This is a genomic window from Flagellimonas sp. HMM57, assembly GCF_021390175.1.
Lineage (GTDB): Bacteria > Bacteroidota > Bacteroidia > Flavobacteriales > Flavobacteriaceae > Flagellimonas.
Genome location: NZ_CP090004.1, coordinates 3,869,272 through 3,892,660, shown reverse-complemented (window position 1 = coordinate 3,892,660; position 23,389 = coordinate 3,869,272). Strand labels below are relative to the sequence as shown.

Sequence of the window (23,389 nt, the reverse complement as noted above, 5' to 3'; positions counted from 1 at the left end):
TATTGAACATTTTGACAATGACAGCATCGTGCGGATAGGCTCTGTACTGTTCAATCCCTTTACTAAATCCATTGTCGGGTTTGTTGAGACCGACAAGGTATATTCGGAAGCGACCTTGGAGCCTGAGATTGTTAGCCGTTGGATGACCCCAGACCCGTTGACAGAGGAAAGAGAGTGGGTAAATCCATACAATTTTGTTCAAAATAATCCAATTATCAGAACTGACCCAACCGGTCTATTGGATACTTACGGAGTAAACAATGATGGTGATGTTGTATGGCTGGACGACAAAACGTATCTTGACGAAAACGGGAATGAAGTTGACAGACTTTATGCGATAGATGACCAAAATAATATTGTCGATTCCAATAGTGGTCAGGACTTTGCAACTGCAATGGTGGATGATAATTCTGGGTCAAGTTTTCTAAAAGACTTAGCATCTGATAACACTGGTGTAGATTTTGGAGTAACTCAGAATATGGCAGACGCATTTGATGTGTTTAAGTTTGCAGCAGATAACTCAAGTGTAGAATGGGGGCTACAAAGCTATAAACTTGATAATGGTGCCAACTCTTATATAGTTGGAACATCAAAAAGTGAAAGTTATGCCTTTAATGGTTATCATTTAGGTTTGTCTGGAGGTTATGCAGTAGAAAATTTATTGTTTGATGTACATAGTCACGTGGGTAACGGAACTGCATCTGGGTATAGAGATAATTCTTTTCCATTTACAGGAGACAAGGAAAGACAATTCAATCACAAAACAGAACTAGATAAAAAAGGATTACCTCTTCCATTATATTATATCTACAATAACAAATCAAATGAACTCTATAGATATACTCCCTCCTATGGTGATAAATTTATTAAGAAAATAAATCGCTCAAGTGACTTTTATAATGGAAAATTCAAGTAAAATGAAGAAGTTATTGGTATTAAGCTCAATTTTGTTAGTAGTTCTTAGCTGTGGCGAGAAAAAAAAACGATGTTGTACGTAAAGATTTAATGAAAGAAATTAGAAAGTATATCATATTCTGTGAAAATAGGGCTGATAAATCGAAAATCGCTAGTGAGACAAATATTTATTATGTTAAGTTTTATTCTAAAAACAATAATGATATAGTGGATATATTTCAGAATATGTCATACAACAAAAAATATATGGATGGCTATATCAATTTAAAAGAAAATACTGTTTTTTTCTATAATTCAGATACTAATCTTGTCAATGTCAAGAAGCTAAATAAAAAAGCTTTAAATGATTTGCCAGATGAAAATTCAAAAGAGGCGGAACTTGGATTTAATCCTATAGTATGGGGTTACATTATTAAAAATGATAGTTTAGTAAAGATTGATTCAGAGTAATTTCAATCTTTGTACAATGAATTTGTCCAACCTAACTTTGTGTCATTTTAAACCAATTTTTTTAAGCTTAACAGTAGTTACCCGTAAAGCTAGGATAGTCAAGAAGATTAGAAAATCAAAAATATTCATAACAAAATTATTTATCATCATTTTCATAGCTGGTTGTCAAAATAATTCAAAAGTTGTTGATGAGAAATTAATGGCAGAAATCGACAAGTACATCGAGTTCTGTGAAAATCGAGCAAAAGAAAAATCTACTTTCAAGGAAACCAACATTTATATCGTTTATGGTTCAAGTAACGGGAAAGAAGAAATTATAGAGATATTCCAATATTTGAATTACAGTCAAAAAAATCTAGATGGACACTTGGTTAGAGGGGATAATACAATTTTCTTTTACGATTCAAATGAAAAATTGGTGAACGTAGAAAAGCTCAATCATGAATTATCAAAAGAAGTTCCAGATGAAAATTCAGACGAAGCACAAGTTGGCTACAACCCAATTATATGGAAATTTTTACTAATTGATGGTCAACTAAAAAAAGTCGATAATTCTCTAGAATGATTTTCTAATCTATGAAAAGTCTAATGATTTTGTTGACAAAACTAACGATTAGATTATGAGAGCATTAAAGCTATTATTTTGCACTTCTTTTTGCATCCTTTTAGTATGTTGCAAGAACACTTCTAACTCCGATATAATCAGAAATGATTTACTTAGGGAGATTGAGGGATTTATAGCTCTTAACGAAGAAAGCATATCAGATTTTAAGAATAATAGAACGGATACAGATATTTATTGGGTTGAGTTTTTCAATAAAGATGGAAAAAAAGTTGTTGTGATTATGGAAGAACCATTTGTTTATAAAAATGAGACAGATGGGTTCATTAAAATAAATGAAAACTGGGTTTTCTTTTACGATTCAAATCCCGCCTTTGTAGATGTTTCAAAACTTGAAAAATCCATTGGTGAAGAAGTCCCAGATGAGAATTCTAAAGAAGCTGGCTTAGGATTTAGTGCCCCTAACTGGGCTTACTATATCAATGCTGATAATAGTTTGGAAAAATTTGAACTTGGGCAATAAAAATTCATTTTCGCTTTAATTCTAATTTATCAAGAATGAATAGATAGATTATGAAAAAAATAAAACTTTTCTTTGTCGCATCTCTTTTCTTGATTTTACTGAGCTGTAACGATTCAATGAACTCGAAAATCGTGCGAAGAGATTTGTTGAAAAATATTGATGGGTTCATAGAATACAGTGAAGAAAATGCTGGGAAATACGGTCGTAAAGTTGGAGACACTAATATTTATTGGGTTGAATTTTTTGAAAAGAACCATAGTGATGTTGTCGTAATCATGCAACAACCCTATTATCATTCGCAGAACAACGATGGTTTTATTGAGCTAGATGAAAACCTTGTGTTCTTTCATTTTTCTAATAAAGATTTTGTCGATGTCTCCAAATTAGAGCATACCCCACCTAACGATACGCCAGATGAAAATTCAAGAATGGCAGGATTAGGCTATAGTGCGCCTAACTGGGCTTATTATATCACTGATAATGGTTTAGAAAAATTTGAACTGGGAGAATAGGAAAATCCCGATAGGAGGAAATAAAAGAACTGATGAAATCCAAGCAATAGATTTTCTAGAAAACCGTATAAAGTTATCTAAAGAAAAGAGGTATTAATAAGCATGTCCAAGAGTAAATAATCAATTGTCAACAAAATTAATTAGGTGAGATTATCCATTTTTCAAATTGTTATCTTCATAGCCAGTTTTGCTAATGCCCAAGATGACTGGACAGAGGTTACGGTCGATGAAATTGTTTCCACGAACAGGTTTGTGGTAACCGAGGTGAAGACCGAAAAAGAGTATGAAATCCAAATCATAAAGACCAAGGCGGTACAGCAAGATAACCCTCTTTATGAACAGGGTATAATTTTTCTCGAAAAACATATTTTAGGGAAAAATGTTTTTTTCGTTTCTGAAAACAAAAATACAGATTCAGTAGAAGGTTCTATTTTGTATGAATGTCAAAGAAATACCGATTATCCTAATAATGATTTGCCACCATGCCTTAGTGCTACTCCGTTGGATTACACGCTCATAAAAAAAGGATTCGTTGAAAATTTGGGCAATAAAACGGTATCAAATGAAAATCCAGAATAATCACAAATTAAAGTAGTTTCAAATTCTAGCCGGAATGAGATTATTCTTATTGTTACCAGCATTGTTTTTAGCATCATGCAACTCTAAAAATCGGGTAGCGTTTAAAGAAGATTGCCAAAGTCTTAATGAGAAGTATCTTAAACTCTCCTCAGAGCATGAAATAGATTCCGCTTTGTACTATTTGGATAGAACCATAAATTGTGATTCAGAGAGCGATTTCTTCAAGTTTGAGAAAGTAAAATACTATGTCAGTCTTGGACAATATCAGAATGCATATAATTACTTAGACGTCCTAATATTGAAAAATGAACCAAGCTATTTAACCTATAAAGGTGCCCTAGGCCTAAAGTTAAAAAAGCCGGAAGCAGAAAATTTATTAAGGCAGGCACATACTGCTTATGGTAAAATGAGTAAAAAAGAAATTGATAAGAGAAGTGCAGCTACATATAAAATAAGTCTAGATAATTATTTTCTGGGGAAACAAAACGCAATCGAACAAATCACAGAATACAAAAGTCAGCCGAAAAAAGAAGAGCATGAAATTCAAGTAATTGATTTTATTGAAAACGCCATTAACACTTTGGATAAGAAAGAAGTGCTACTGACTATATTTAACATCAAATAGGGTAGTCATCAATTCAAGAGTAATAGATAAATCTTTATGATTTGATTTTTCAAGCAAGTGGTCGACTGCGCTCGACTTGACGTACTTCTATAAAGTATTGAAGGTAAGTACTATAATCTTATTCTCGTATGGAACTCATGCTATTCAAACATCGAGTCCATCCCCGGAATGTTTGGCATTCCTTCTTTGGCAACGGCGGCCAACTCTGTTTCATTAACATTCGTAGCTTTTGCAATAGCCTTGTTCAGTGTAATGATGAGATAATCTTCAAGCTGTTCTTTATCCTGTAATAGAGCTTCATCAATGTCTATGGATTTTAACTCTCTATTTGCAGTAATAGTTACTTTAAGGTGACCGTCAGAAGAAGTTTCATCAATCATCACGGTATCCATTCGTTTTTTGGTTGCCTCTACTTTTTGTTGGGTCTCTTTGAGCTTCCCCATCATTCCCATCATATCTCCAAACATAAGTTCCGTGTTTTATAATTATAAGATCAAAAGTAACGAATTGAGGTAAAAATGTCCCTTTCAGCGCTATGATTTTGTATGGTACTTTTATTTTAAATCTTACTTTTGCGGCCTCTTATCCAAACATGAAACAACAGTTGATGGACATAAAAGCCCCGATCGCCAAAAAGAAACCAACAAGATTGGAAAAGCACGGCGATATCAGAATAGACGATTACTATTGGATGAACGATAGGGAAGACCAAGAGGTAATCGATTATTTAAAATCCGAAAATGCGTATTACCAAAAGATGACTGCGCACACCAAGGATTTTCAAGAAAAGCTTTTTCTAGAGATGAAATCTAGGATAAAAGAAGATGACTCTTCGGTTCCCTATAAGTATAATGGATATTGGTACATAACGAAATACAAGGTAGGACAGGAGTATCCAATATATTCCAGAAGGAAAGAGCATATGGATGCTGAGGATGAAATACTATTTGATTGCAATGAACTTGCCAAAAGCCATGACTATTTCAATTTAAAGGGAGTATCTGTAAGTCCTGATAATATAATGGCATCTTTTGGTGTGGATACAGTATCCAGGAGAGAGTATGATTTACAAATCAAAAATTTACTGACAGGGAAAGTTTACCCTGATAAAATTGAGAAGACAACGGGAAGTTCGGTTTGGGGAAATGACTGCAAAACCTTGTTTTATACCAAAAAAGACCCAGTAACCCTGCGTTCGGACAAAATTTACAGGCATACGTTGGGCACTCCAACTACTGATGATGTATTGGTGTACCATGAAAAGGATGAAACCTTCAATACATTTGTCTACAAGACCAAGTCCAAAAAGTTTATTGTAATTGGTTCCGTAAGTACATTAACTTCTGAGTATCAAATTTTAAATGCAAATACTCCTGAAGGGGATTTCAAAATGTTTTCCCCAAGAGAAACTGGGGTAGAATATTCCATTGCCCATTATAATGGCAGCTTTTATATCCTTACCAATAAGGACAACGCCACCAATTTTAAATTGATGAAAACCGCTGAAGATAAAACTACATCGGATAACTGGAAGGAATTTATTAAACATAGAAAACATGTTTTGTTGGAAGACGTGGAAATATTCAAGGACTATTATGTGCTTTCCGAGAGAGAAAATGGGCTGAATAAGCTGAAAATCACCAAATGGGATGGTAGATATAGTTACAATCTGCCTTTTGAAAGTGAAACTTATGTGGCTGGAACATCTGTAAATGTAGATTTCGATACTAAAGAACTTCGCTATTATTATAATGAAATGGGAGCTCCTTATGCGATCATCGACTTTAATATGGAAAGCAGAACCCAGACAATCTTGAAAGAACAAGAAGTTCTTGGAGGCACATTTGACAAAGAAAATTACAGGACAGAACGTTTGTGGACCATAGCAAGAGATGGAATAAAGGTTCCTATTTCCTTGGTTTACCATAAGGATACAAAATTGGATGGAACAAGTCCTTTGTTTCAATATGCCTATGGTTCCTATGGAAGTACAATTGACCCCTATTTTTCTTCAATTCGTTTGAGTTTGTTGGATAGAGGTTTCATTTTTGCTATTGCGCATGTAAGAGGTGGCGAATATTTGGGTAGGCCTTGGTATGAAGATGGTAAATTGTTGCGTAAGAAAAATACGTTCACAGACTTTATTGACTGCTCCAAGTTTTTAATTGAAAAGAAATATACCAGTCCTGAACATTTGTATGCCAACGGAGGTTCTGCAGGGGGGTTACTGATGGGGGCTATCATTAACATGGCTCCAGAACTTTATAATGGTGTAATTGCAGCTGTCCCCTTTGTGGATGTTGTTACCACGATGTTGGATGATACCATTCCCTTGACCACTGGGGAATATGATGAATGGGGCAATCCAAATGATAAAACATACTATGGCTACATGAAATCCTATTCCCCATATGATAATGTTACGGCACAGGATTATCCAAATCTATATGTTTCGACAGGATTGCACGATTCCCAGGTACAATATTGGGAACCGGCTAAATGGGTCGCCAAATTAAGGGAACACAAAACGGACGATAACCTTCTTTTTTTGGATACCAATATGGATGCAGGCCATGGTGGAGCTTCGGGTAGGTTTGAATCTTTAAAGGAAACAGCGAAAGAATATGCCTTCATTCTGGATTTGGAAGAAAAACTTGTCTTAAAATAAAAAATGTTATTTTTGCACCGGATAAATTTTGAGTATTTCAAGATGCATTCCTTACCTAATACCAGTTATGGAGAAACAGATAAATGCGCACAGCAATATTCTAGAATTAATTGGAAATACCCCCTTAGTTAAGCTCAATAAAATTACAGCATCTCTTACCGGAAATTTCTATGCTAAGTTAGAGGCCTTTAATCCAGGTCATTCTGCAAAGGATAGGATTGCTGCATACATTATTGAGGAAGCAGAACGCAAGGGTATTCTTAAACCGGATAGTACCATAATTGAGACAACATCTGGCAATACAGGTTTCAGTTTGGCGATGGTAAGTATAGTGAAAGGGTATAAATGTATTTTGGCCGTTAGCTCAAAATCATCCCCAGACAAAATAGATATGCTTCGCTCCATGGGAGCAAAGGTCTATGTCTGTCCTGCCCATGTTAGTGCAGATGATCCAAGATCTTATTACGAGGTTGCCAAACGCCTCCACAATGAAACCGCCAATTCCATCTATATCAATCAGTACTTTAACACGTTGAATATAGAGGCCCATTATAAAACGACCGGTCCGGAAATCTGGAATCAAACCAATGGAAACATAACCCATTTAGTGGCATGTAGTGGCACTGGTGGTACTATTTCCGGTATTGCTCAATATTTGAAGGAACAAAACCCTAACGTAAAAGTTTTGGGTGTAGATGCCTATGGTTCAGTACTTAAAAAGTATCATGAAACCGGAGAATTTGACCATAACGAAGTGTATCCCTATAGAATTGAGGGGTTGGGTAAAAACTTAATCCCAACAGCCACAGATTTTGAGGTTATTGACCGTTATGTAAAGGTTACCGATGGTGAAAGTGCCCATATGGCCAGAAAGATAGCCCAGACCGAGGGTATGTTTGTTGGCTATACGAGCGGAGCCGCTATGCAGGCTTTGTACCAATTGAATACGGAAGGTGAGTTTTCAAAGGACAGCAATGTAGTAGTAATTTTCCCAGATCACGGTTCAAGATATATGAGCAAAGTATTTAGTAATGAATGGATGGAAAACCAAGGTTTCTTTGATATTCAAAATACCGATGTTCCTGAAAAAATAGAGTATATCGAGTAGGAAATTGCTCGTTTTTCAAAAAAAAGTCGACGACAATGCAATACATTGTCGTTTTTTTATATCTTAAATTCGTTATGTGAGATTAGTAAAAAGCTATATTTTTGCAGTTGAATTAATTTTAGGGTAGATGAGAGATTTATTTGATAGAATTATTGAGAATAAAGGTCCTTTAGGGAAATGGGCGTCACAGGCAGAAGGTTATTTTGTATTTCCAAAATTGGAAGGCCCTATCTCCAATAGAATGAAATTTCAAGGAAAGGAAGTCATCACTTGGAGTGTAAACGACTACCTGGGTCTTGCAAATTTACCCGAAATTAAAAAAGTTGATGGTGACGCTGCCTATGAACATGGTTCCGCATACCCAATGGGAGCACGTATGATGAGCGGGCACACGGATTATCACGAGCAATTGGAGCAAGAACTCGCCGCTTTTGTACATAAAGAGTCGGCGTACTTATTGAATTTTGGTTACCAGGGCATAATGTCAGCCATTGACGCACTGGTTTCCAAAGATGATATTATTGTTTACGATGTGGATTCCCATGCTTGTATCATAGACGGTGTTCGTCTTCACATGGGCAAGCGCTTTACATTTAAGCACAATGATGTAGAAAGCCTTGAAAAGAACCTAGAGCGCGCTACAAGAATGGCAGAACAAACCGGAGGTGGAATTCTTGTAATTTCCGAAGGTGTTTTTGGAATGCGTGGCGAGCAAGGAATATTGAGAGAGATTGTTGCGCTAAAGCAGAAGTACAAATTTAGGCTGTTGGTAGACGATGCCCATGGTTTTGGGACACTTGGTAAAACAGGCGCTGGAGCAGGAGAGGAGCAAGGCATTCAAGACGATATTGATGTATATTTTGCCACTTTTGCTAAATCTATGGCGAGCATTGGCGCTTTCTTAGCTGCTGATAAAGAGATTATTGACTATCTAAAATATAACTTAAGGTCCCAAATGTTCGCTAAATCATTGCCCATGATTTACGTGAAGGGAGCGTTGAAGCGTTTGGATATGTTACGCACCATGCCAGAACTTAAAGCTAAGCTTTGGGAAAATGTAGATGCATTGCAAAACGGTTTAAAAGAACGTGGTTTTGATATAGGCACTACATCAAGTTGCGTAACTCCAGTATACTTGAACGGTAGTATTCCAGAAGCGATGGCCTTGGTTAAAGACCTCCGGGAAAATTATGGAATATTCTGTTCTATAGTAGTTTATCCTGTTATACCTAAAGGATTAATTCTGCTTAGGATGATTCCTACTGCTACACATACAATGCAAGATATTCTTGAAACATTGGATGCGTTTTCTGCCATTAGGGAACGTTTACAAAACGGAACTTACAAAAGATTATCTGCTGCCGTCGCTGCTGCTATGGGGGAATAGTTTTTTTGCTTAACGCTTAACGCTTAACGCTTAACGCTTAACGCTTAACGCTTAACGCTTAAAGTGATGCTCATTCAAAAAACTTAACGATTGTCGGCATTTATAAAATCCACTATTTCAGGAATCAAATCTTTATGTAGCGGTAGTTTTGGGTCAATGTAGGTAGCGAAGACTTCTTCTCTATCTGGTTGTGCCATTTTTAGCACATGGTCCATATTCTCAATAATCATCTTTTTGGAATCTTTTTTTGCTTCGGCCAATGTATTTGCATCTTCCACACTGACCTGTATGTCCGTTGTGCCTTGAAGTATTAAAGTTGGACAGTCCAATTTAGAGATTTCAATTGCTGGATTGTATTTGAACCAAGAAATTAAATAGGGTTGAACGCTTTTTCTGAACAATTGAATTAGCGTTTGGGGTACATTTTCTTCAGTATCGCCATGTTCTAGTTTTTTGATTATTGATGAAGCTTGATTTATTATAGAATCTGGTTGCGCTGCTTTTAATTGTTTCATGATGATTTCTCCGGCAGGAAATCCTGCACCGGCTAAGGAAATGTATTTATCCACATTACTGTTCTGTGCGGAAATCATTCCAATCAATGATCCTTCACTATGTCCCAGAACTACAAGGTTTTCAAATCTTTTATCTTTTTTTAATAAACTGTTCCAGGCTTTTACATCATCAATATAATGCTCAAACCTAAGATGAGATTCGTCTGTTCCCGCTTCTTTGCTTTCTCCGATACCTCTTTTATCAAAACGTAGCGATGCAATCCCATTTCCATATAGCCCTTCGGCCAGCATTTTTAAAGAATTGTTGGAGAACATAGGAAAGTTTCCGTTTCTGTCCGTAGGTCCTGACCCCGCAATAATTAACACTACGGGAACTTTATCGGATGATTCGGGAATCAATAATGTTCCTTCTATGGCTCCTGTTTCCGTTTTCAATGTAATTGATTCTTCTACGAATTGCCCAACTACAGTATTAGTGAAAATAAAAGCTATTATTAGGGTTAGGATACTACTTTTCATGACTAATAAATTTTGTTCTACGCTTTGTCTATGAAGGTTATAGTTTCTGTTATAGGTTCGGTACTATCTGGGCCGACCCAGAGCAGATGCCCCATTTATTACTATATAGTTTTAAATCTGAGTTGGTTATATTTTTTTGAGCATGATATGCCATTGCTATAGAAACCGTTTTATCGTTTTTGCTATGTATTATCAACGTTGGGCATTCAATTTTTGAGAGCGTATCACTAGCTATATTTTGCTCTAAATCATTTGCAAACCCATCACCAGAACTTTGATTGAAAGTCATCCCTTTTATGGTTTCTATTTCGTTACGGTCAAAATTAGCAGCTTTAAGAGTAGAAAGCTCTTTGAACAAGGTTTTGGTCATTGTTAAGGGCATTAACCTAAAAAATACCCTGAACATACTCCAGCTCAATTTCTCCATGGTTGGGGAGAATAGCAACTTTCCCTTTTTGTATAGTGTATCAGACGGTTGTAGCCATTTTTTGGTTACCGCGGATAATAAAATGAGTTTTTCCACACGGTCTTTATAATTTGCGGCCATATCGAGCGCTGTTAGGCCTCCTGCAGATATACCTATGATGACAACTTTTTCTATCCCAATCTTGTCCAACAATGAAATAACTAGACCGGCAGCTTCTTTTGGCGATTTAAAAGTTGATAATGGTGTATTTCCATAGCCTGGCCTTGTAGGTGTAAGCAATCTAAATTTCGTTTGATCGAAACCTTTGTGCCAAAGGGATTCATTACAATTGCCGTGTCCCCCATGCAAAAAAAGAATTGGTTTTCCCGTACCTACATCGCTATATTCAATGGTGCCTATTTTTGTTTTAACTATCATTCTAAATCATCGAAAAGGGTAGAGACAGAATAGTAAGACATAAGCTTTGAGCCTCCGTTGAAAGTTTAAAGTTCCTTTTTGTAGGTTCGTCTTCGCTTGTGCGTCACTGGATTAAAATGTTTCCACATTTGTCGAATAGCAATATTCTCTTCGAGTTCGGGAGTTCGAATACAATTGACAATTCCCTTCTCCTTAAATGTTTTGTAATATTCATTAAAGATGATCGCAGTGACTCCTTTATTTTGATAGTCGGGGTGTATGCCAATAAGATAAAAAATAACGTCCTTACTTTGTTTCCTGGCTTTCAAAAGATGAAATATCCCTGTTGGAAACAACCTGCCCTTAGCCTTTTGCAATGCTTTTGAGAACGATGGCATCACTATGGCAAAAGCCACCAATTCATTTTTTGCATCAATGACGAATTTGATATACTCCGGATTGATAAAGCTGACATATTTCTTCTTAAAATATTCTTTCTGTACATCGGTAATCTTAACGAAAGACGAAAGGCGAGAATAGCTTTCATTGAACAAATCGAACATTTTATCCACCCATGGCATAATTTCTTTGCTGTTGCTAAAATTTAACTCCCTAAGACCGTATCGTTTCTTAACCAACAAATTGGCCTTCTCAAACAACTTGGGATGTGCACTGGATGCTAAAAACTTATTTTCGAGATATCCTTTTTCCTTTACAAAGCCATGCTTTTCGTAATGGGATTGGTAATACGGATGATTGTACCAGGTTATCATAGTACCGATATGGTCAAACCCTTCAACAAGTACCCCAACTTTGTCCATATTGGAAAAACCCACAGGACCTTCCATATAGTCTAGTTGATGGCCTTTTCCAATTTCAGCAACTTTATCCAATAAGGCCTTGGATACTTCAAAATCGTCCACAAAATCAAACCAACCGAACCTCATTTTTTTGAGGTTTTGCTCTTTCACTTCCAACCAATTAATGATAGCAGCGACCCTCCCTACGATTCTTTCATTCTTGTACGCCAAAAAGAACTTGGCCTCTGCACTTTTAAAAACTGGATTTTTATTAGGATCAAAGGATTCCAATTCATCCTTGATAATGGGGGGAACCCAATACGGGGAGTCTTTGTAGAGTGAAAAGGGAAACTTTACAAAACGTTTTAAATCAACTTTGGATCGGGCTTCTTTTATAGTGATCATACATCAACTTTTGTATGATCAATATTAGGAATATCTATTCAGAAGAAAAACAGAAATTGTCAAAACTTAGCAAATGCTAAAAGTCTACATCATCTTTGTTCTTTTTGTTTTTTTTCTTCTTTTTCTTTCCTTTTTTCTTTTGGGCATTTCTTGGAATGCTTCCGTTTTGACCCGCTTTCTGTTCTTGGATTGGAACTAGTTTGTCTTTATGGAAATCCAACCGATAGGAAGCACCCAATACTGCAAAAATTCGTGAGGGAGAATTTTTAAATCCAGACCCCAAATGAAAGTCGGCTTGAAAGTTTGGACTAAAAAGATGTGCTACGCCGCTACGCAATAAAATATCTGAATATCTGTCGCTGCTAATACCTTGATTTTCTATAAAAACGCTCCATTTTGGGTCTCTAAAAGAATGTGTTAGCGATATTGCGTAGCCCCATTCTGGAAAATCCGTGCCAATTCTATCATATGAAATGTTCGAAATCAAAACAAGTCGTGGGGACATTCTACTTTGCGTGGCAATGGCTACTCTGGGCGATGCCACAGGGTCGGTGGGATAAAACGGATTTTCTCCAAGATTGAGCGTAGCCCCGGCATAGATAGAAACCGCAGGAATCAGATTTTTCCATTGAAACTTATGATTGGCGCGCCAACTATAAAGATTAGGCTTATTGTTCTCCGGATTTTTGAAGGGGTCGAAGACCAAATACTTCAGACCTATCCTATTTCTGGTAAAATCGGTTCTTGTTTCTTCAGTATTTAAATCCGTAAACAAAATGTTCTGGTTGATAAAAGTACCTTCCCATTTAATCTCCAATGGTTCAAAAAGTAACCCGTACCTGAACGAAAAATCAGTCCCAAAAATATTTGAATCAGAATTAAGGTCAATGTTGTCCTGTTGCTCGTATACCACGCCTATTTCCGCCTGTATCACATTTTTACCCACGGCATACGCACTCACTGCTCTACCCGGTCTATTGGAATTTATGACATCTGTATACTGTGCATTTAGGCATAGAGGGGTAACAAGGGCTATTACAAGTGTTTTTTTAATATGTTGGAAATCCATATAACTTATTTTAATACTTTTTTAAGATACTTTAAGGGCTTTTAAAGGACTAACAATGTAATTTTGATGCAATAGCTCTTATTATATGGTTTTATTACAAACGATTTTAATAGTTGTATTAGTATACTATACATTTAAATTACTGGCAAAATGGTTGGCTCCCAAATTGTTCAGCTATGCTGTAAAGAAAACACAGGAACGCTTTGGGCAACAGTTTGGCAATTATCAGGATTTTGGAGATGCACCCAATATGAACGGTGAAACCAAAATTTCTAAAAAGCCGTTCAGAAAATCCAATCCTTCAAAAAAAGTTGGAGAATATATAGATTTTGAAGAAATTGACTAATATTTGTCTATTCAAAATCAATCCATGAATTTTTCTCCAAAAGCTGTTATCACCCATATTTGTGTAATCGCTTTCTTCATTCTTGCTTCCCTGGTATACTTTTATCCGGTACTACAGGGAAAGGCGATTTTCCAATCGGACATTGCGCAGTATAAAGGTATGGCCAAAGAGCGAAATAACTTTAAGGAATTGACGGATGAAGAGTCTTACTGGACGAATAGTGCTTTTGGAGGCATGCCCACATACCAGTTAGGTGCAAACTATCCGCATGATTACATAAAAAAGCTGGATAGACTCGTACGTTTTTTACCCAGGCCCGCAGATTATCTTTTTCTGTATTTGGTTGGGTTTTATATCTTAATGCTCTGTATGAAGGTCGAGTACCGACTCGCCATTTTAGGTGCGCTTGCCTTTGGCTTTTCAACCTATCTTATTATCATTCTTGGTGTGGGTCATAATGCGAAGGCTCATGCTTTGGGGTACATCCCCATGGTTTTGGGCGGTATTATCCTCGTTTTTCGAAAAAGGTATGTTCTGGGCTTTATACTGACTGCCTTGGCGATGGCATTGGAAATAAGTGCCAATCACTATCAAATGACCTATTATTTTATGTTTTTGGTCTTGGTCTTAGGATTGGTATACTTGATTTATGCAATTAAAGAAAAGAAGTTAAAACATTATTTTGTTTATGTTGGGATTTTGGTTGCCGCTGTGGCATTATCTATTGCTACCAATGCAACAGGGCTTATGGCCACCAAAGAATATGCAGATTGGAGTACACGAGGTAAATCTGAATTGACCATTAATCCCGATGGTAGTGCCAAAACATCCCAAGCTGGTCTAGATAAAGAATACATTACAGAATATAGTTACGGTATTGCAGAATCGTTGAATTTGTTCGTCCCCAGATTGTTTGGTGGTTCTGGTGGTGAAGATTTGGGAAAGGATTCTAAAGCTTATGAGTACTTGACTGATCAAGGGCTTTCACCTTCAAAGGCATTGGAGTTTTCTAGCGGGATTCCATTATATTGGGGAAATCAACCCATAGTCGCAGCACCTGCTTATGTCGGTGCCATAGTTTTCTTTTTGTTTATTCTTGGTTTGTTTTTGGTGAAAGGAAAAAAGAAATGGTGGATATTGATTGGAGCTATTCTGGCCTTACTGCTGTCTTGGGGTAAAAATTTCCCGGTTTTGACCAACTTTATGATCGATTATTTTCCGCTCTACAACAAGTTCCGGGCAGTATCATCCATTCAAGTGGTTTTGGAACTTTGTTTCCCAATATTGGCAATCTTAGGAATACGGGAGCTGTTTAAGTCGAAAGTCGAAACAGCCAAAAAACTTACAGCACTAAAATTAAGTTTTTTCATCACTCTTGGCTTGGGCATCTTGATTTTCTTATTGAAAGGTTTCTTTGATTTTGAAGGCTTACGTGACGAAACGTTCAGGGGTTATTTTGGAGATGAATTAATGACAATGATTAAGCGTGATCGTGAGGCAGTTTATATTAATGATACGATTCGTTCATTACTGTTTGTGATTTTGACGGCAGTAGCATTATGGTTTTTAATAAAACAAAAAATAGGAAAGAACTTAGCGGTACTTGTTCTTGGCGCTTTGATATTGTTCGATTTGATAGGAGTGAACCTACGATATGTCAACGAAGGTGATTTTGTACGTCAACGTAATGTAAATACACCCTTCCAAGCCAGTCAGCTGGATAAATTGATTCAGCAGGACACATCAATATTTAGGGTTTTTGATCCGCAAGAAGGTTTAAACGGGGCAAGAACTTCCTATTTCCATAAATCGATTGGTGGATATCATGCCGCAAAGCCACGACAATTACAAGATTTGTTTGAGTATCATTTGTACCAGAACAATGTAGAGATTTTGAATATGTTGAATGTAAAGTACATCATTCAGCAAGACGAAGAAGGGAATAGTTTTCCGGCCGTTAACGACAATGCGAACGGAAACGCTTGGTTTGTGGAACGTTTGATTTCAGTAAAATCCGCCAACGAAGAAATCCAAAAGCTTGAGGGGTTTGATTCAAAATTGCAAGCTGTTGTCAATACAAATTCGTATCCTACTTTAACCAAGCTCAGTTACGTCGTGGATTCTTTGGCGACTATTGATTTGGTGGACCACCAGCCCAATTACATAAAATATAAAACCAATAACACTAACGATGGTTTTGCCGTTTTTTCCGAAATGCACTATCCAAACGGATGGAAAGCTTATATTGATGGAAATTTGAAGGAGCATTACAAGGTTAACTATGCGCTAAGAGGACTTAAGATTCCAACAGGTCAACATGAAATAGAATTTAAGTTTGCTCCAAAAGTTGTTGAGACAGGTAGCAAGATTTCCTTGGTCAGTTGTATTTTATTGGGACTTGTTATTGTTGGTGGCGTTGGGTTTTCGTTTCGTATCAAAAAAGCTAAATCCAAAGCATAATGCGAAAGGTTTTGGTCATAGCCTATTATTGGCCGCCAGCTGGTGGACCGGGTGTACAACGATGGCTGAAATTTGTAAAGTACCTGAGGGATTTTGATATTGAACCTATTGTTTATGTTCCCAAGAATCCCAGTTATCCCATTGTCGACCACGGTTTGGCCAATGAAATTCCAGAAGACATACAAGTTTTAAAGCAACCCATACGTGAACCTTATGCTTGGGCTTCATTGTTGTCCAAACGCAAAACAAAGACCATAAGTTCTGGAATCATCCCAGAAAAGAAACCATCCTTTATAGAGAAAACGCTTTTGTGGATTCGTGGAAATCTTTTTATTCCAGATGCACGGATATTTTGGGTAAAACCATCCATAAAATATCTAGCAAACGTTTTGGAAGAACAACAAATCGGTACCATAATTACGACAGGACCACCACATAGCATACATTTGATTGGGTTGGGTTTAAAAAAGCAGGTCCAAATTAAATGGGTTGCCGATTTTAGGGATCCATGGACATCCATTGGATATCACAACAAATTAAGATTGTCCAGATCATCTCAAAAAAAGCATAAAGATTTAGAAAGTACCGTTCTAAACACTGCAGATAAGATTGTAGTCACCAGTGCTACGACTAAGAAAGAGTTTGAGGAAATTACGGATAAACCTATCAAAGTCATAACAAATGGATTTGATGATGAACTCAATGAGACCGAATTGGATGCTGATTTTACAATCTCACATGTTGGCTCTTTGCTTACCGGAAGGAATCCAATCGTACTTTGGAAGGTTCTTAAAAGTTTGGTGGATAAAGACCATTCTTTTCAAAAGAAATTAAAGATTCAACTAGTTGGTGTAGTAGGGGAAGAGGTGATGGAATCTATTAACGAATATGGATTAAGCCCTTATGTGGAGCAACTGGGGTATCTTTCCCATGAAATGGTATTGCAAGTACAGCAAAAATCGCAAGTACTGCTATTATTGGAAATCGATTCAGAAGAAACCAAAGGGATCATCCCAGGGAAATTGTTTGAGTATCTGAATGCACAGCGTCCCATACTGGCCATTGGCCCCAAAGGTTGGGAAGCTGGTCAAATTATTGAAGGCATCAACGCAGGTACGGTTTTTCTGCAACAAAACGAAGCTAGTATAAAAAATGTACTTTTAAAATGGTTCTCCGATTTTGAAAATGGAGAACTAAAGACAAATTCTAGTAAGATTGAGCAGTATCACAGAAGAGAACTAACCAAAGTATTGGCAAATTATATCCAATGGGAATCGTTTTAAAACAATCTTTAAAAAACATAACCATTACCTATTTGGGCTTTGCTTTTGGAGCTGTCAATACGCTTTTTCTCTACACCCAGATTTTACCTGATGAGTACTATGGCCTTGTAACTTTCATCCTGGCGTCAGGGGCAATTTTAATGCCGTTCATGGCCTTTGGTGTGCAAAACACAATGGTCAAGTTTTACAGTAACTATCAAGATACCGAAAAAGATGGGTTTTTAACCCTGATGCTCCTGACTCCCTTATTGGGAATTATACCATTAGCCTTGATAGTCTTTATTTTTAATGATGCTTTAGGAAATCTGGTTTCAAAAGTTAATCCCATTGTCAAGGATTATATCTGGTATGTGTTTTTGGTAGGATTGTCCATGGGCTACTTTGAAGTGTTCTATGCCTGGTGCAAAGTGCACCTTAAATCTGTTTTCGGGAACTTTATGAAAGAGGTTTTCGGTAGGATAGGGGTTTCCGTTTTGTTATTGCTATTGCATTATGAGGTAATTTCTTTGGATGTTTTTTTTAAACTTTTGGTCGGTCTGTATCTTTTGCGAGCTTTTATCATTAAAGTTTATGCTTTCAGTATCCGTAGGCTTAAACTGAATTTCAATTTTCCGTCCAATACGAAAGAAATAGTATTGTATACTTTTTTGATTATTCTAGGTGGCTCCGCCGCATTGATTTTAGTGGAAATAGATAAGGTAATGCTCAATCAATTTATTGAAATTGAAAATGTGGCCTACTATGGAGTGGCTGCATATATTGCTACTGTTATTATTGTTCCTTCTAGGGCGATGCATCAAATTACATATCCACTAACGGCGGAACTTTTGAATTCAGGCAATCATTTTGCGCTGGAAACCTTGTATAAGAAAACATCGCTGACCTTGTTCATTGCATCCGGTATTCTTTTTGTTTTGATCATACTGAATTTGACCGACCTATACCTGCTCTTGCCCGAAGCTTACCGAAATGGACTCTACATCGTATGTTTAATTGGACTTGCCAGAGTATTTGATTCTCTGCTTGGTAACAATAATTCTATTTTATACAATTCAAAATACTATAAAACAGTTTTAATATTTGGTGTCTGTCTCGCATTGTTGACCATTATTCTTAATTATTTTCTCATCCCTATTTTGGGCCTTGAGGGTGCAGCATTGGCCAGTTTCATTTCGATATTCATTTTTGATTTGGTAAAATTGATTTTCGTAAAAGTGAAATTTGGTTTTTTACCATTCACGCAAGCTACATTCAAGATTTTTGTAACACTCGTTTTTCTAGCTGTTCTTTTTTATGCAATACAGTTTCCATTTCATCCTATAGTCAATATTAGTATAAAATCGATTTTAATTGTAGTTACCTACTTGGGTATTTTATTCCGTTTTCAAATCTCCGAGGATGTATCCGGTATTCTTTCCAAATGGTTAAGAAGGAGGGAAGAGTAATTGTCACCTAAAGAAAAACCCCGTAGCGGATAAATCCAACTACGGGGTAAACAACTAACCAACCTAAAAACTATCGTTACTGTACTCTAGAACTTCTTGTTCTTGTACTTGAATTATTACTTCTTCTAGAACTATTGTTCCCAGTACTCCTTTTTACTGTAGTAGTTCTTGTGCTTTTGGAAACAGTTCTTTTTGGAGAACTACTTCTACTTGCAACTGACCTACTACTTGTACTCCTTTTGGCTTCTGGCCTTTTATACGTAGTTTGAGTACTGCGTTTAACTGTTCTACTTCTTGGTACAGTGGTAACCTGTCGTTTGGTTACAGTTCTGCTATTCGGCCTTTGTGTAACTTCCCTCTTGGTAACCGTTCTGTTCGAATTACTTCTAGAAGCAACATTTCCTCTTCTATAATCGCTCTGTTTTACCGTTCTTGTGCTTCTATTATTTCTAGCTTCTGTATTACTTGAACGATTTACTGTGTTCCCTCTTCTGGTGCTCGTTTGAGCTACAGACCTTCGGGTATTGGTATTCCTACTTGCACTATTAACCCTATTAGTGTTTGATCTACTAATAGTCTGGTTTGCAGACCTATTACTTCTAGATGCAACACTTCCTCTTCGTATAGTATTGTTGTTTCTTACTGCAACCCGTCTATCATTTCTATAGACATTGGCTCTTCTACTTCTATTATATCTATATTCCCTTCCAATTTGAGCATAAGCTCTACGAACATTGTTCCTGTATGGTCTATGCCATGTGTATCTTACCGGTGTATAATACCTTCGGTAAGGAGTTCTCCAAACGTTACAGAAGTTAACTGCGGGTCTGGCAAACCATCTGTGAAATGGTCTATACACATAACGTCGGTTATAAATATTTATGAATCCAGTATGATGACTAAAAACACCACCTCTGTAAAAGACATTTAATCCACCAAGTCTTCTGACCCTTCCGTTTCTGTACCAGACATCTACACTTCCAATTTGGGAAACACGACCGTAGAAATCATAAAAGATAGGTGTGTTTTCAACTTGGATTACAGCTCCAAAATCATCGAACTGGACAAATGGGTTATAATCGAAACCTGAGTTAAAGGTGATACCGACGTTCCCAATCTGGGCACCGACACCTACATTAACACGATTATCAACGTAAAAATCGAATTCCCCGTCAGGATAAACTGAAAATGTTACGCCATCCTCAACAAAGATGAAGGAATTTCCGTAACGATAATTGACGGTAGCAACCTTATCTTCAACCGTTGCGGCCTTGGTAAAAAATGTACCAAAAAAAACCGCTGCTATAATAAGTACTGACTTTTTCATACTATAAGGTTTTAAATTCTGAAAGTAACTATTTACTTTCCGTTTAGGTATTACCAAACAGCGTGCCAAAAAAATTAAACTCCTGATAAACAAATGTTTATTAGGAGTTCATTCCTTTTTATTCTAAAACTATTGAATTTAGTTTTTAATGATGAACATAGATCTTCGATTTAATTGATGGGCTTTTTCTGAACATTTCATACCATTTGAGCATTCATTTTGAAGTTGAGATTCGCCATAACCTTTAGCGGAGAGTCTGGTTCTATCTATTCCTTTATTAACTAACCATTCCAATGTGGATTTGGCTCTCCTATCGGAAAGAAGTTCATTGTATCTATCGTTTCCTCTGGAATCTGTATGTGATTCTATGTGGATGACCAATTGTGGATATTCTTTCATGGCTGATAATATTTTGGCCAACTCCACTTCAGCATCTGGTCTTATGTTATGCTTATCAAAATCAAAATAGATGGGCTGTAATTCTAATCTGCAACCTAAATCGTTTACTGGACAATCTGGAGGTGTCAATTCTAGATCAACCTCTAAAGTTGAAGAACCTAAAGGAGTATTGACCAGTTTCTCATCTGGTTGATATTCTTGCTCGTTATTGGTTCCCCTAACCGAATATTGGTCGTTACAATCCGAAATTCCATCAAAACTATATACACCTTTACTATTGGCTATGGTTTGGGAGACAACCTTGTTTTCACTATCAAGAAGTATGACCATTGAACCAGGCAAGATTTCCCTTGTATCCTTGTCCACAACTAATCCTTTGATTAGAATGGAACAACTTTCGGAAAATCTGTAAATGTCGTCTGACTTACTCCCTTCATTTCCATTTCTATTGGATGATAAATAGCCAAAGCGCTTTTCTTCGTTGATGATAAGTCCAAAATCGTCTTGGTTTGTATTTATAGGCTTTTTTAGATTGGTCACTTCTTTAAAAGCGCCTGGATTGTTTAGGGAGATTACAAAAACATCCAACCCGCCGAGACCTACATGTCCATCGCTCGAAAAATATAAGTTGTTGTTATTGCTCAAATAAGGAAAACTCTCCCTGGCTTCGGTATTTACCCTTGAACCTAAATTCACGGGACTTCCGTAACTCCCATTTTTCAACACTTCAACATACCATATATCTGACATTCCAAAAGTACCTGGCATATCCGAAGAAAAGTAAAGTCTAGTTTCGTCCCTGTTCAATGCTGGATGGGCCACAGCGTAAGAATCGCTATTAAAAGGCAGTTCTTGTACATTGCCCCAACTACCATCTGTACTTTTGGTGGCCTTGTAAATTTTTAGGCTGACCAATTTGTTCTTTCCTCTTTTTTTCTTGCCATTTATGTAGTTGTTTCTAGTAAAATACATAGTTTCTCCATCTTTTGTAAAACATGCTGAAGACTCATGGTATGGAGTGTTAATATCGCCTTTGAGCGATGTGGTTTTCGAGAATAGTCCATTTTCATCCAGATCTGCTTGATATAAATCTAGGTAAGGGAGTCCGTTCCAATCATGGATTTTATCTCCTTGGGTATTTTTTGAAGTTGAAGCATATGCGATACTATTTCCATAAAAGGAAGGTCCAAAGTCTGAGCTGGATAAACCGTTGGAAGCATTTAGCACTTCGAACTCTTTCGATTCAAAGTCAATAATACTGTCTAAAACGGATTTGTTTTTCTGGTAGTTTTCTGTTATCGAACTATTTTGGGCCATATCAGCATAAGAACCCATTATCTTTTTTGACTCCTCATATGCTCCTATACTTTTGAGGGATTGTGCGACTCTATGTTTATAAATCGGTTCTACTTCGTTTGGAAACTTTTCCAGCAGTCTTTTATACCATATGGACGCTTCTTTATATTCGCTATTGAAATAGTAGGTATCTCCCAGTTTTTTAAATACTTGTGCAGATTCATAACCATCTTCAACAACCTTAAGATATATTTTTCTAGCATCGATATAGGAATAGGTTTCAAATTCTTCATCTGCTTTTTTTACTTTATTCCTTTGTCCAAAAATGTTTCCCGTAATTAATACAAACAGTAAACATATTCGCAATTTTTGTAGCATAGTTATTGTCTTTATGGTTTTAGAAGAATCTTGGAGTTAATATTCGGTCTGATTTTTTGAAGATGTCAAATCGAAGAAATACTTCATAAGATCCATCGCTATAGGATTCTATTTCGGTGGTCTGATAATCATATGCCATGCCCAAAAACAGCGAATCGGTTATCTGAAATCCTGCTAGCGCACTTAAGGATGCACTCCATCGATATGAAGCTCCTAAAGTAAATTTCTCATTGAAGAGAAAATTTGCAGAAAAATCCCATTGTAGCGGAGAACCACCAACAGCTTTGAACAGGGTAGCGGGCTTGAACTTAAGATTTTGGTTTAAATCAAAAACATACCCGGCAATCAAAAAGTAATGCAATCTTTCCAACGCAATACTATCGGAATCCACGTTGTCGCCTTCAAGAGTACCTTCATCAAAATGCTCTGCCCGTAAGAAATTTGGTATGGAAGCCCCCATATAAAATCTATCGGTATTGAAATATAGCCCAACACCTACTTGTGGTTGTAATCTATTATCAATATTATTTTGAAAAAATGGGTCATTTTGATCAAAAATGGTCAACGCACTATAGTCAACATTCAATACATCAACACCGGCCTTTAGACCGAAGGATAGCCTACCCTCTCTTGAAACATCAATACGGTATGCATAATCTGCTGTTATATTGGATTCTGAGGAAGGTCCTATTCTGTCATGTACAATCGACAAGCCTAAACCCATATTATCATAAAGTCCGATCGGGGAGTTAACAGTAAATGTCCCAGATTCTGGTGACCCTTCCAGACTGACCCATTGGGTTCTTCCCAATAGTCCAAAACTTAAAGCTTCTCTAGAACCGCTATAGGCTGGATTAATGATTTGGGTATTGTACATGTATTGTGTGTACTGTGGGTTTTGCTGCGCCGTACAAACTATACCAAGTACCATAAATACGATGCTTATTATCAATCGATTTCTTTTCATTATAAACTATCTTGTGCGTTAGTTGCTT

General features: G+C 36.7%; 22 protein-coding genes. 14 read left to right on the top strand and 8 right to left on the bottom strand.

What is annotated here, in order from left to right:
- Positions 1-28: 28 nt before the first annotated feature.
- The 7 genes from LV716_RS17335 (at position 29) to LV716_RS17305 (ending at position 4,166) form a co-directional block, all read left to right on the top strand.
- On the top strand, positions 29-916 hold the full coding sequence (locus LV716_RS17335) for a JAB-like toxin 1 domain-containing protein (protein ID WP_163419034.1): 888 nt from the start codon (positions 29-31) through the stop codon (positions 914-916).
- A gap of 89 nt (positions 917-1,005) precedes the next feature.
- Positions 1,006-1,365 carry a hypothetical protein gene (locus LV716_RS17330; protein ID WP_233759176.1) on the top strand — a complete coding sequence of 120 codons (360 nt, stop codon included), beginning with the start codon at positions 1,006-1,008 and terminating at the stop codon, positions 1,363-1,365.
- A 16-nt stretch (positions 1,366-1,381) separates the two neighbouring features.
- Positions 1,382-1,930, top strand: a complete 549-nt coding sequence (locus LV716_RS17325) for a hypothetical protein (protein WP_163419032.1) — start codon at positions 1,382-1,384, stop codon at positions 1,928-1,930.
- A 55-nt stretch (positions 1,931-1,985) separates the two neighbouring features.
- Positions 1,986-2,450, top strand: a complete 465-nt coding sequence (locus tag LV716_RS17320; protein WP_163419031.1) for a hypothetical protein — start codon at positions 1,986-1,988, stop codon at positions 2,448-2,450.
- A 50-nt stretch (positions 2,451-2,500) separates the two neighbouring features.
- Complete coding sequence (locus LV716_RS17315; protein ID WP_163419030.1) at positions 2,501-2,962, top strand: hypothetical protein; 462 nt, start codon at positions 2,501-2,503, stop codon at positions 2,960-2,962.
- Positions 2,963-3,106: 144 nt separating this feature from the next.
- Positions 3,107-3,541: a hypothetical protein gene (locus tag LV716_RS17310; protein WP_163419029.1), complete on the top strand. Its 435-nt coding sequence runs from the start codon at positions 3,107-3,109 to the stop codon at positions 3,539-3,541.
- A 34-nt stretch (positions 3,542-3,575) separates the two neighbouring features.
- Positions 3,576-4,166, top strand: a complete 591-nt coding sequence (locus tag LV716_RS17305) for a hypothetical protein (RefSeq protein ID WP_163419028.1) — start codon at positions 3,576-3,578, stop codon at positions 4,164-4,166.
- A 140-nt stretch (positions 4,167-4,306) separates the two neighbouring features.
- Here LV716_RS17305 and LV716_RS17300 read toward each other — a convergent pair whose 3' ends face one another.
- On the bottom strand, positions 4,307-4,633 hold the full coding sequence (locus LV716_RS17300; RefSeq protein WP_163419027.1) for a YbaB/EbfC family nucleoid-associated protein: 327 nt from the start codon (positions 4,631-4,633) through the stop codon (positions 4,307-4,309).
- Positions 4,634-4,758: 125 nt separating this feature from the next.
- On the opposite strand from LV716_RS17300, the gene LV716_RS17295 reads away from it, so the two are divergent.
- From LV716_RS17295 to LV716_RS17285, 3 genes are all read left to right on the top strand, one after another.
- Positions 4,759-6,834, top strand: coding sequence for a S9 family peptidase (locus tag LV716_RS17295; RefSeq protein WP_233759175.1), 2,076 nt, complete (start codon positions 4,759-4,761; stop codon positions 6,832-6,834).
- 67 nt (positions 6,835-6,901) lie between these two features.
- Entirely contained in the window at positions 6,902-7,942 is a 1,041-nt protein-coding gene (locus tag LV716_RS17290) for a PLP-dependent cysteine synthase family protein (RefSeq protein WP_163419025.1), read from the top strand.
- A 127-nt stretch (positions 7,943-8,069) separates the two neighbouring features.
- Positions 8,070-9,329, top strand: coding sequence for an aminotransferase class I/II-fold pyridoxal phosphate-dependent enzyme (locus LV716_RS17285; RefSeq protein WP_163419024.1), 1,260 nt, complete (start codon positions 8,070-8,072; stop codon positions 9,327-9,329).
- 83 nt (positions 9,330-9,412) lie between these two features.
- Here the strand turns inward: LV716_RS17285 and LV716_RS17280 are convergent, their stop codons facing one another.
- From LV716_RS17280 to LV716_RS17265, 4 genes are all read right to left on the bottom strand, one after another.
- Positions 9,413-10,363 (bottom strand): alpha/beta hydrolase, encoded by a 951-nt coding sequence (locus LV716_RS17280; protein WP_163419023.1) that lies wholly within the window; start codon positions 10,361-10,363, stop codon positions 9,413-9,415.
- A gap of 49 nt (positions 10,364-10,412) precedes the next feature.
- Positions 10,413-11,207 (bottom strand): alpha/beta fold hydrolase, encoded by a 795-nt coding sequence (locus LV716_RS17275; protein ID WP_233759174.1) that lies wholly within the window; start codon positions 11,205-11,207, stop codon positions 10,413-10,415.
- Between the two features lie 65 nt (positions 11,208-11,272).
- Positions 11,273-12,391, bottom strand: coding sequence for a GTP cyclohydrolase (locus tag LV716_RS17270; protein ID WP_163419021.1), 1,119 nt, complete (start codon positions 12,389-12,391; stop codon positions 11,273-11,275).
- Between the two features lie 76 nt (positions 12,392-12,467).
- Positions 12,468-13,460: a transporter gene (locus LV716_RS17265; RefSeq protein WP_163419020.1), complete on the bottom strand. Its 993-nt coding sequence runs from the start codon at positions 13,458-13,460 to the stop codon at positions 12,468-12,470.
- 85 nt (positions 13,461-13,545) lie between these two features.
- Between LV716_RS17265 and LV716_RS17260 the strand changes: the two genes are divergently transcribed.
- From LV716_RS17260 to LV716_RS17245, 4 genes are read left to right on the top strand one after another with little or no spacing between them, the layout of a single operon-like run.
- Complete coding sequence (locus tag LV716_RS17260) at positions 13,546-13,806, top strand: DUF4834 family protein (RefSeq protein WP_163419019.1); 261 nt, start codon at positions 13,546-13,548, stop codon at positions 13,804-13,806.
- Between the two features lie 24 nt (positions 13,807-13,830).
- Complete coding sequence (locus tag LV716_RS17255) at positions 13,831-16,266, top strand: YfhO family protein (RefSeq protein ID WP_163419018.1); 2,436 nt, start codon at positions 13,831-13,833, stop codon at positions 16,264-16,266.
- Positions 16,266-17,549: a glycosyltransferase gene (locus LV716_RS17250; RefSeq protein WP_163419017.1), complete on the top strand. Its 1,284-nt coding sequence runs from the start codon at positions 16,266-16,268 to the stop codon at positions 17,547-17,549. Before LV716_RS17255 ends, LV716_RS17250 begins: the two co-directional genes overlap by 1 nt.
- The gene (locus tag LV716_RS17245; protein WP_163419016.1) at positions 17,534-18,994 is read left to right on the top strand and encodes a polysaccharide biosynthesis C-terminal domain-containing protein; all 1,461 of its coding nucleotides are present in this window, start codon (positions 17,534-17,536) and stop codon (positions 18,992-18,994) included. Before LV716_RS17250 ends, LV716_RS17245 begins: the two co-directional genes overlap by 16 nt.
- Positions 18,995-19,070: 76 nt before the next feature.
- Here LV716_RS17245 and LV716_RS17240 read toward each other — a convergent pair whose 3' ends face one another.
- The 3 genes from LV716_RS17240 to LV716_RS17230 all read right to left on the bottom strand — a co-directional run bounded on the left by LV716_RS17240 (position 19,071) and on the right by LV716_RS17230 (position 23,361).
- Positions 19,071-20,321, bottom strand: a complete 1,251-nt coding sequence (locus LV716_RS17240) for a hypothetical protein (RefSeq protein ID WP_163419015.1) — start codon at positions 20,319-20,321, stop codon at positions 19,071-19,073.
- 138 nt (positions 20,322-20,459) lie between these two features.
- Entirely contained in the window at positions 20,460-22,394 is a 1,935-nt protein-coding gene (locus LV716_RS17235; protein WP_163419014.1) for an OmpA family protein, read from the bottom strand.
- A 19-nt stretch (positions 22,395-22,413) separates the two neighbouring features.
- Positions 22,414-23,361, bottom strand: coding sequence for a type IX secretion system membrane protein PorP/SprF (locus LV716_RS17230; RefSeq protein ID WP_163419013.1), 948 nt, complete (start codon positions 23,359-23,361; stop codon positions 22,414-22,416).
- Between the last annotated feature and the right edge of the window lie 28 nt (positions 23,362-23,389).

Excerpts from the sequence above, each read along its gene's own strand:
- LV716_RS17330 (WP_233759176.1), top strand. The coding sequence starts at position 1,006 with ATGAAAGAAATTAGAAAGTATATCATATTCTGTGAAAATAGGGCTGAT.
- LV716_RS17325 (WP_163419032.1), top strand. The coding sequence starts at position 1,382 with ATGAATTTGTCCAACCTAACTTTGTGTCATTTTAAACCAATTTTTTTA.
- LV716_RS17320 (WP_163419031.1), top strand. The coding sequence starts at position 1,986 with ATGAGAGCATTAAAGCTATTATTTTGCACTTCTTTTTGCATCCTTTTA.
- LV716_RS17315 (WP_163419030.1), top strand. The coding sequence starts at position 2,501 with ATGAAAAAAATAAAACTTTTCTTTGTCGCATCTCTTTTCTTGATTTTA.
- LV716_RS17305 (WP_163419028.1), top strand. The coding sequence starts at position 3,576 with ATGAGATTATTCTTATTGTTACCAGCATTGTTTTTAGCATCATGCAAC.
- LV716_RS17300 (WP_163419027.1), bottom strand. The coding sequence starts at position 4,633 with ATGTTTGGAGATATGATGGGAATGATGGGGAAGCTCAAAGAGACCCAA.
- LV716_RS17295 (WP_233759175.1), top strand. The coding sequence starts at position 4,759 with ATGAAACAACAGTTGATGGACATAAAAGCCCCGATCGCCAAAAAGAAA.
- LV716_RS17290 (WP_163419025.1), top strand. The coding sequence starts at position 6,902 with ATGGAGAAACAGATAAATGCGCACAGCAATATTCTAGAATTAATTGGA.
- LV716_RS17285 (WP_163419024.1), top strand. The coding sequence starts at position 8,070 with ATGAGAGATTTATTTGATAGAATTATTGAGAATAAAGGTCCTTTAGGG.
- LV716_RS17280 (WP_163419023.1), bottom strand. The coding sequence starts at position 10,363 with ATGAAAAGTAGTATCCTAACCCTAATAATAGCTTTTATTTTCACTAAT.
- LV716_RS17275 (WP_233759174.1), bottom strand. The coding sequence starts at position 11,207 with ATGATAGTTAAAACAAAAATAGGCACCATTGAATATAGCGATGTAGGT.
- LV716_RS17270 (WP_163419021.1), bottom strand. The coding sequence starts at position 12,391 with ATGATCACTATAAAAGAAGCCCGATCCAAAGTTGATTTAAAACGTTTT.
- LV716_RS17265 (WP_163419020.1), bottom strand. The coding sequence starts at position 13,460 with ATGGATTTCCAACATATTAAAAAAACACTTGTAATAGCCCTTGTTACC.
- LV716_RS17260 (WP_163419019.1), top strand. The coding sequence starts at position 13,546 with ATGGTTTTATTACAAACGATTTTAATAGTTGTATTAGTATACTATACA.
- LV716_RS17255 (WP_163419018.1), top strand. The coding sequence starts at position 13,831 with ATGAATTTTTCTCCAAAAGCTGTTATCACCCATATTTGTGTAATCGCT.
- LV716_RS17250 (WP_163419017.1), top strand. The coding sequence starts at position 16,266 with ATGCGAAAGGTTTTGGTCATAGCCTATTATTGGCCGCCAGCTGGTGGA.
- LV716_RS17245 (WP_163419016.1), top strand. The coding sequence starts at position 17,534 with ATGGGAATCGTTTTAAAACAATCTTTAAAAAACATAACCATTACCTAT.
- LV716_RS17240 (WP_163419015.1), bottom strand. The coding sequence starts at position 20,321 with ATGAAAAAGTCAGTACTTATTATAGCAGCGGTTTTTTTTGGTACATTT.
- LV716_RS17235 (WP_163419014.1), bottom strand. The coding sequence starts at position 22,394 with ATGCTACAAAAATTGCGAATATGTTTACTGTTTGTATTAATTACGGGA.
- LV716_RS17230 (WP_163419013.1), bottom strand. The coding sequence starts at position 23,361 with ATGAAAAGAAATCGATTGATAATAAGCATCGTATTTATGGTACTTGGT.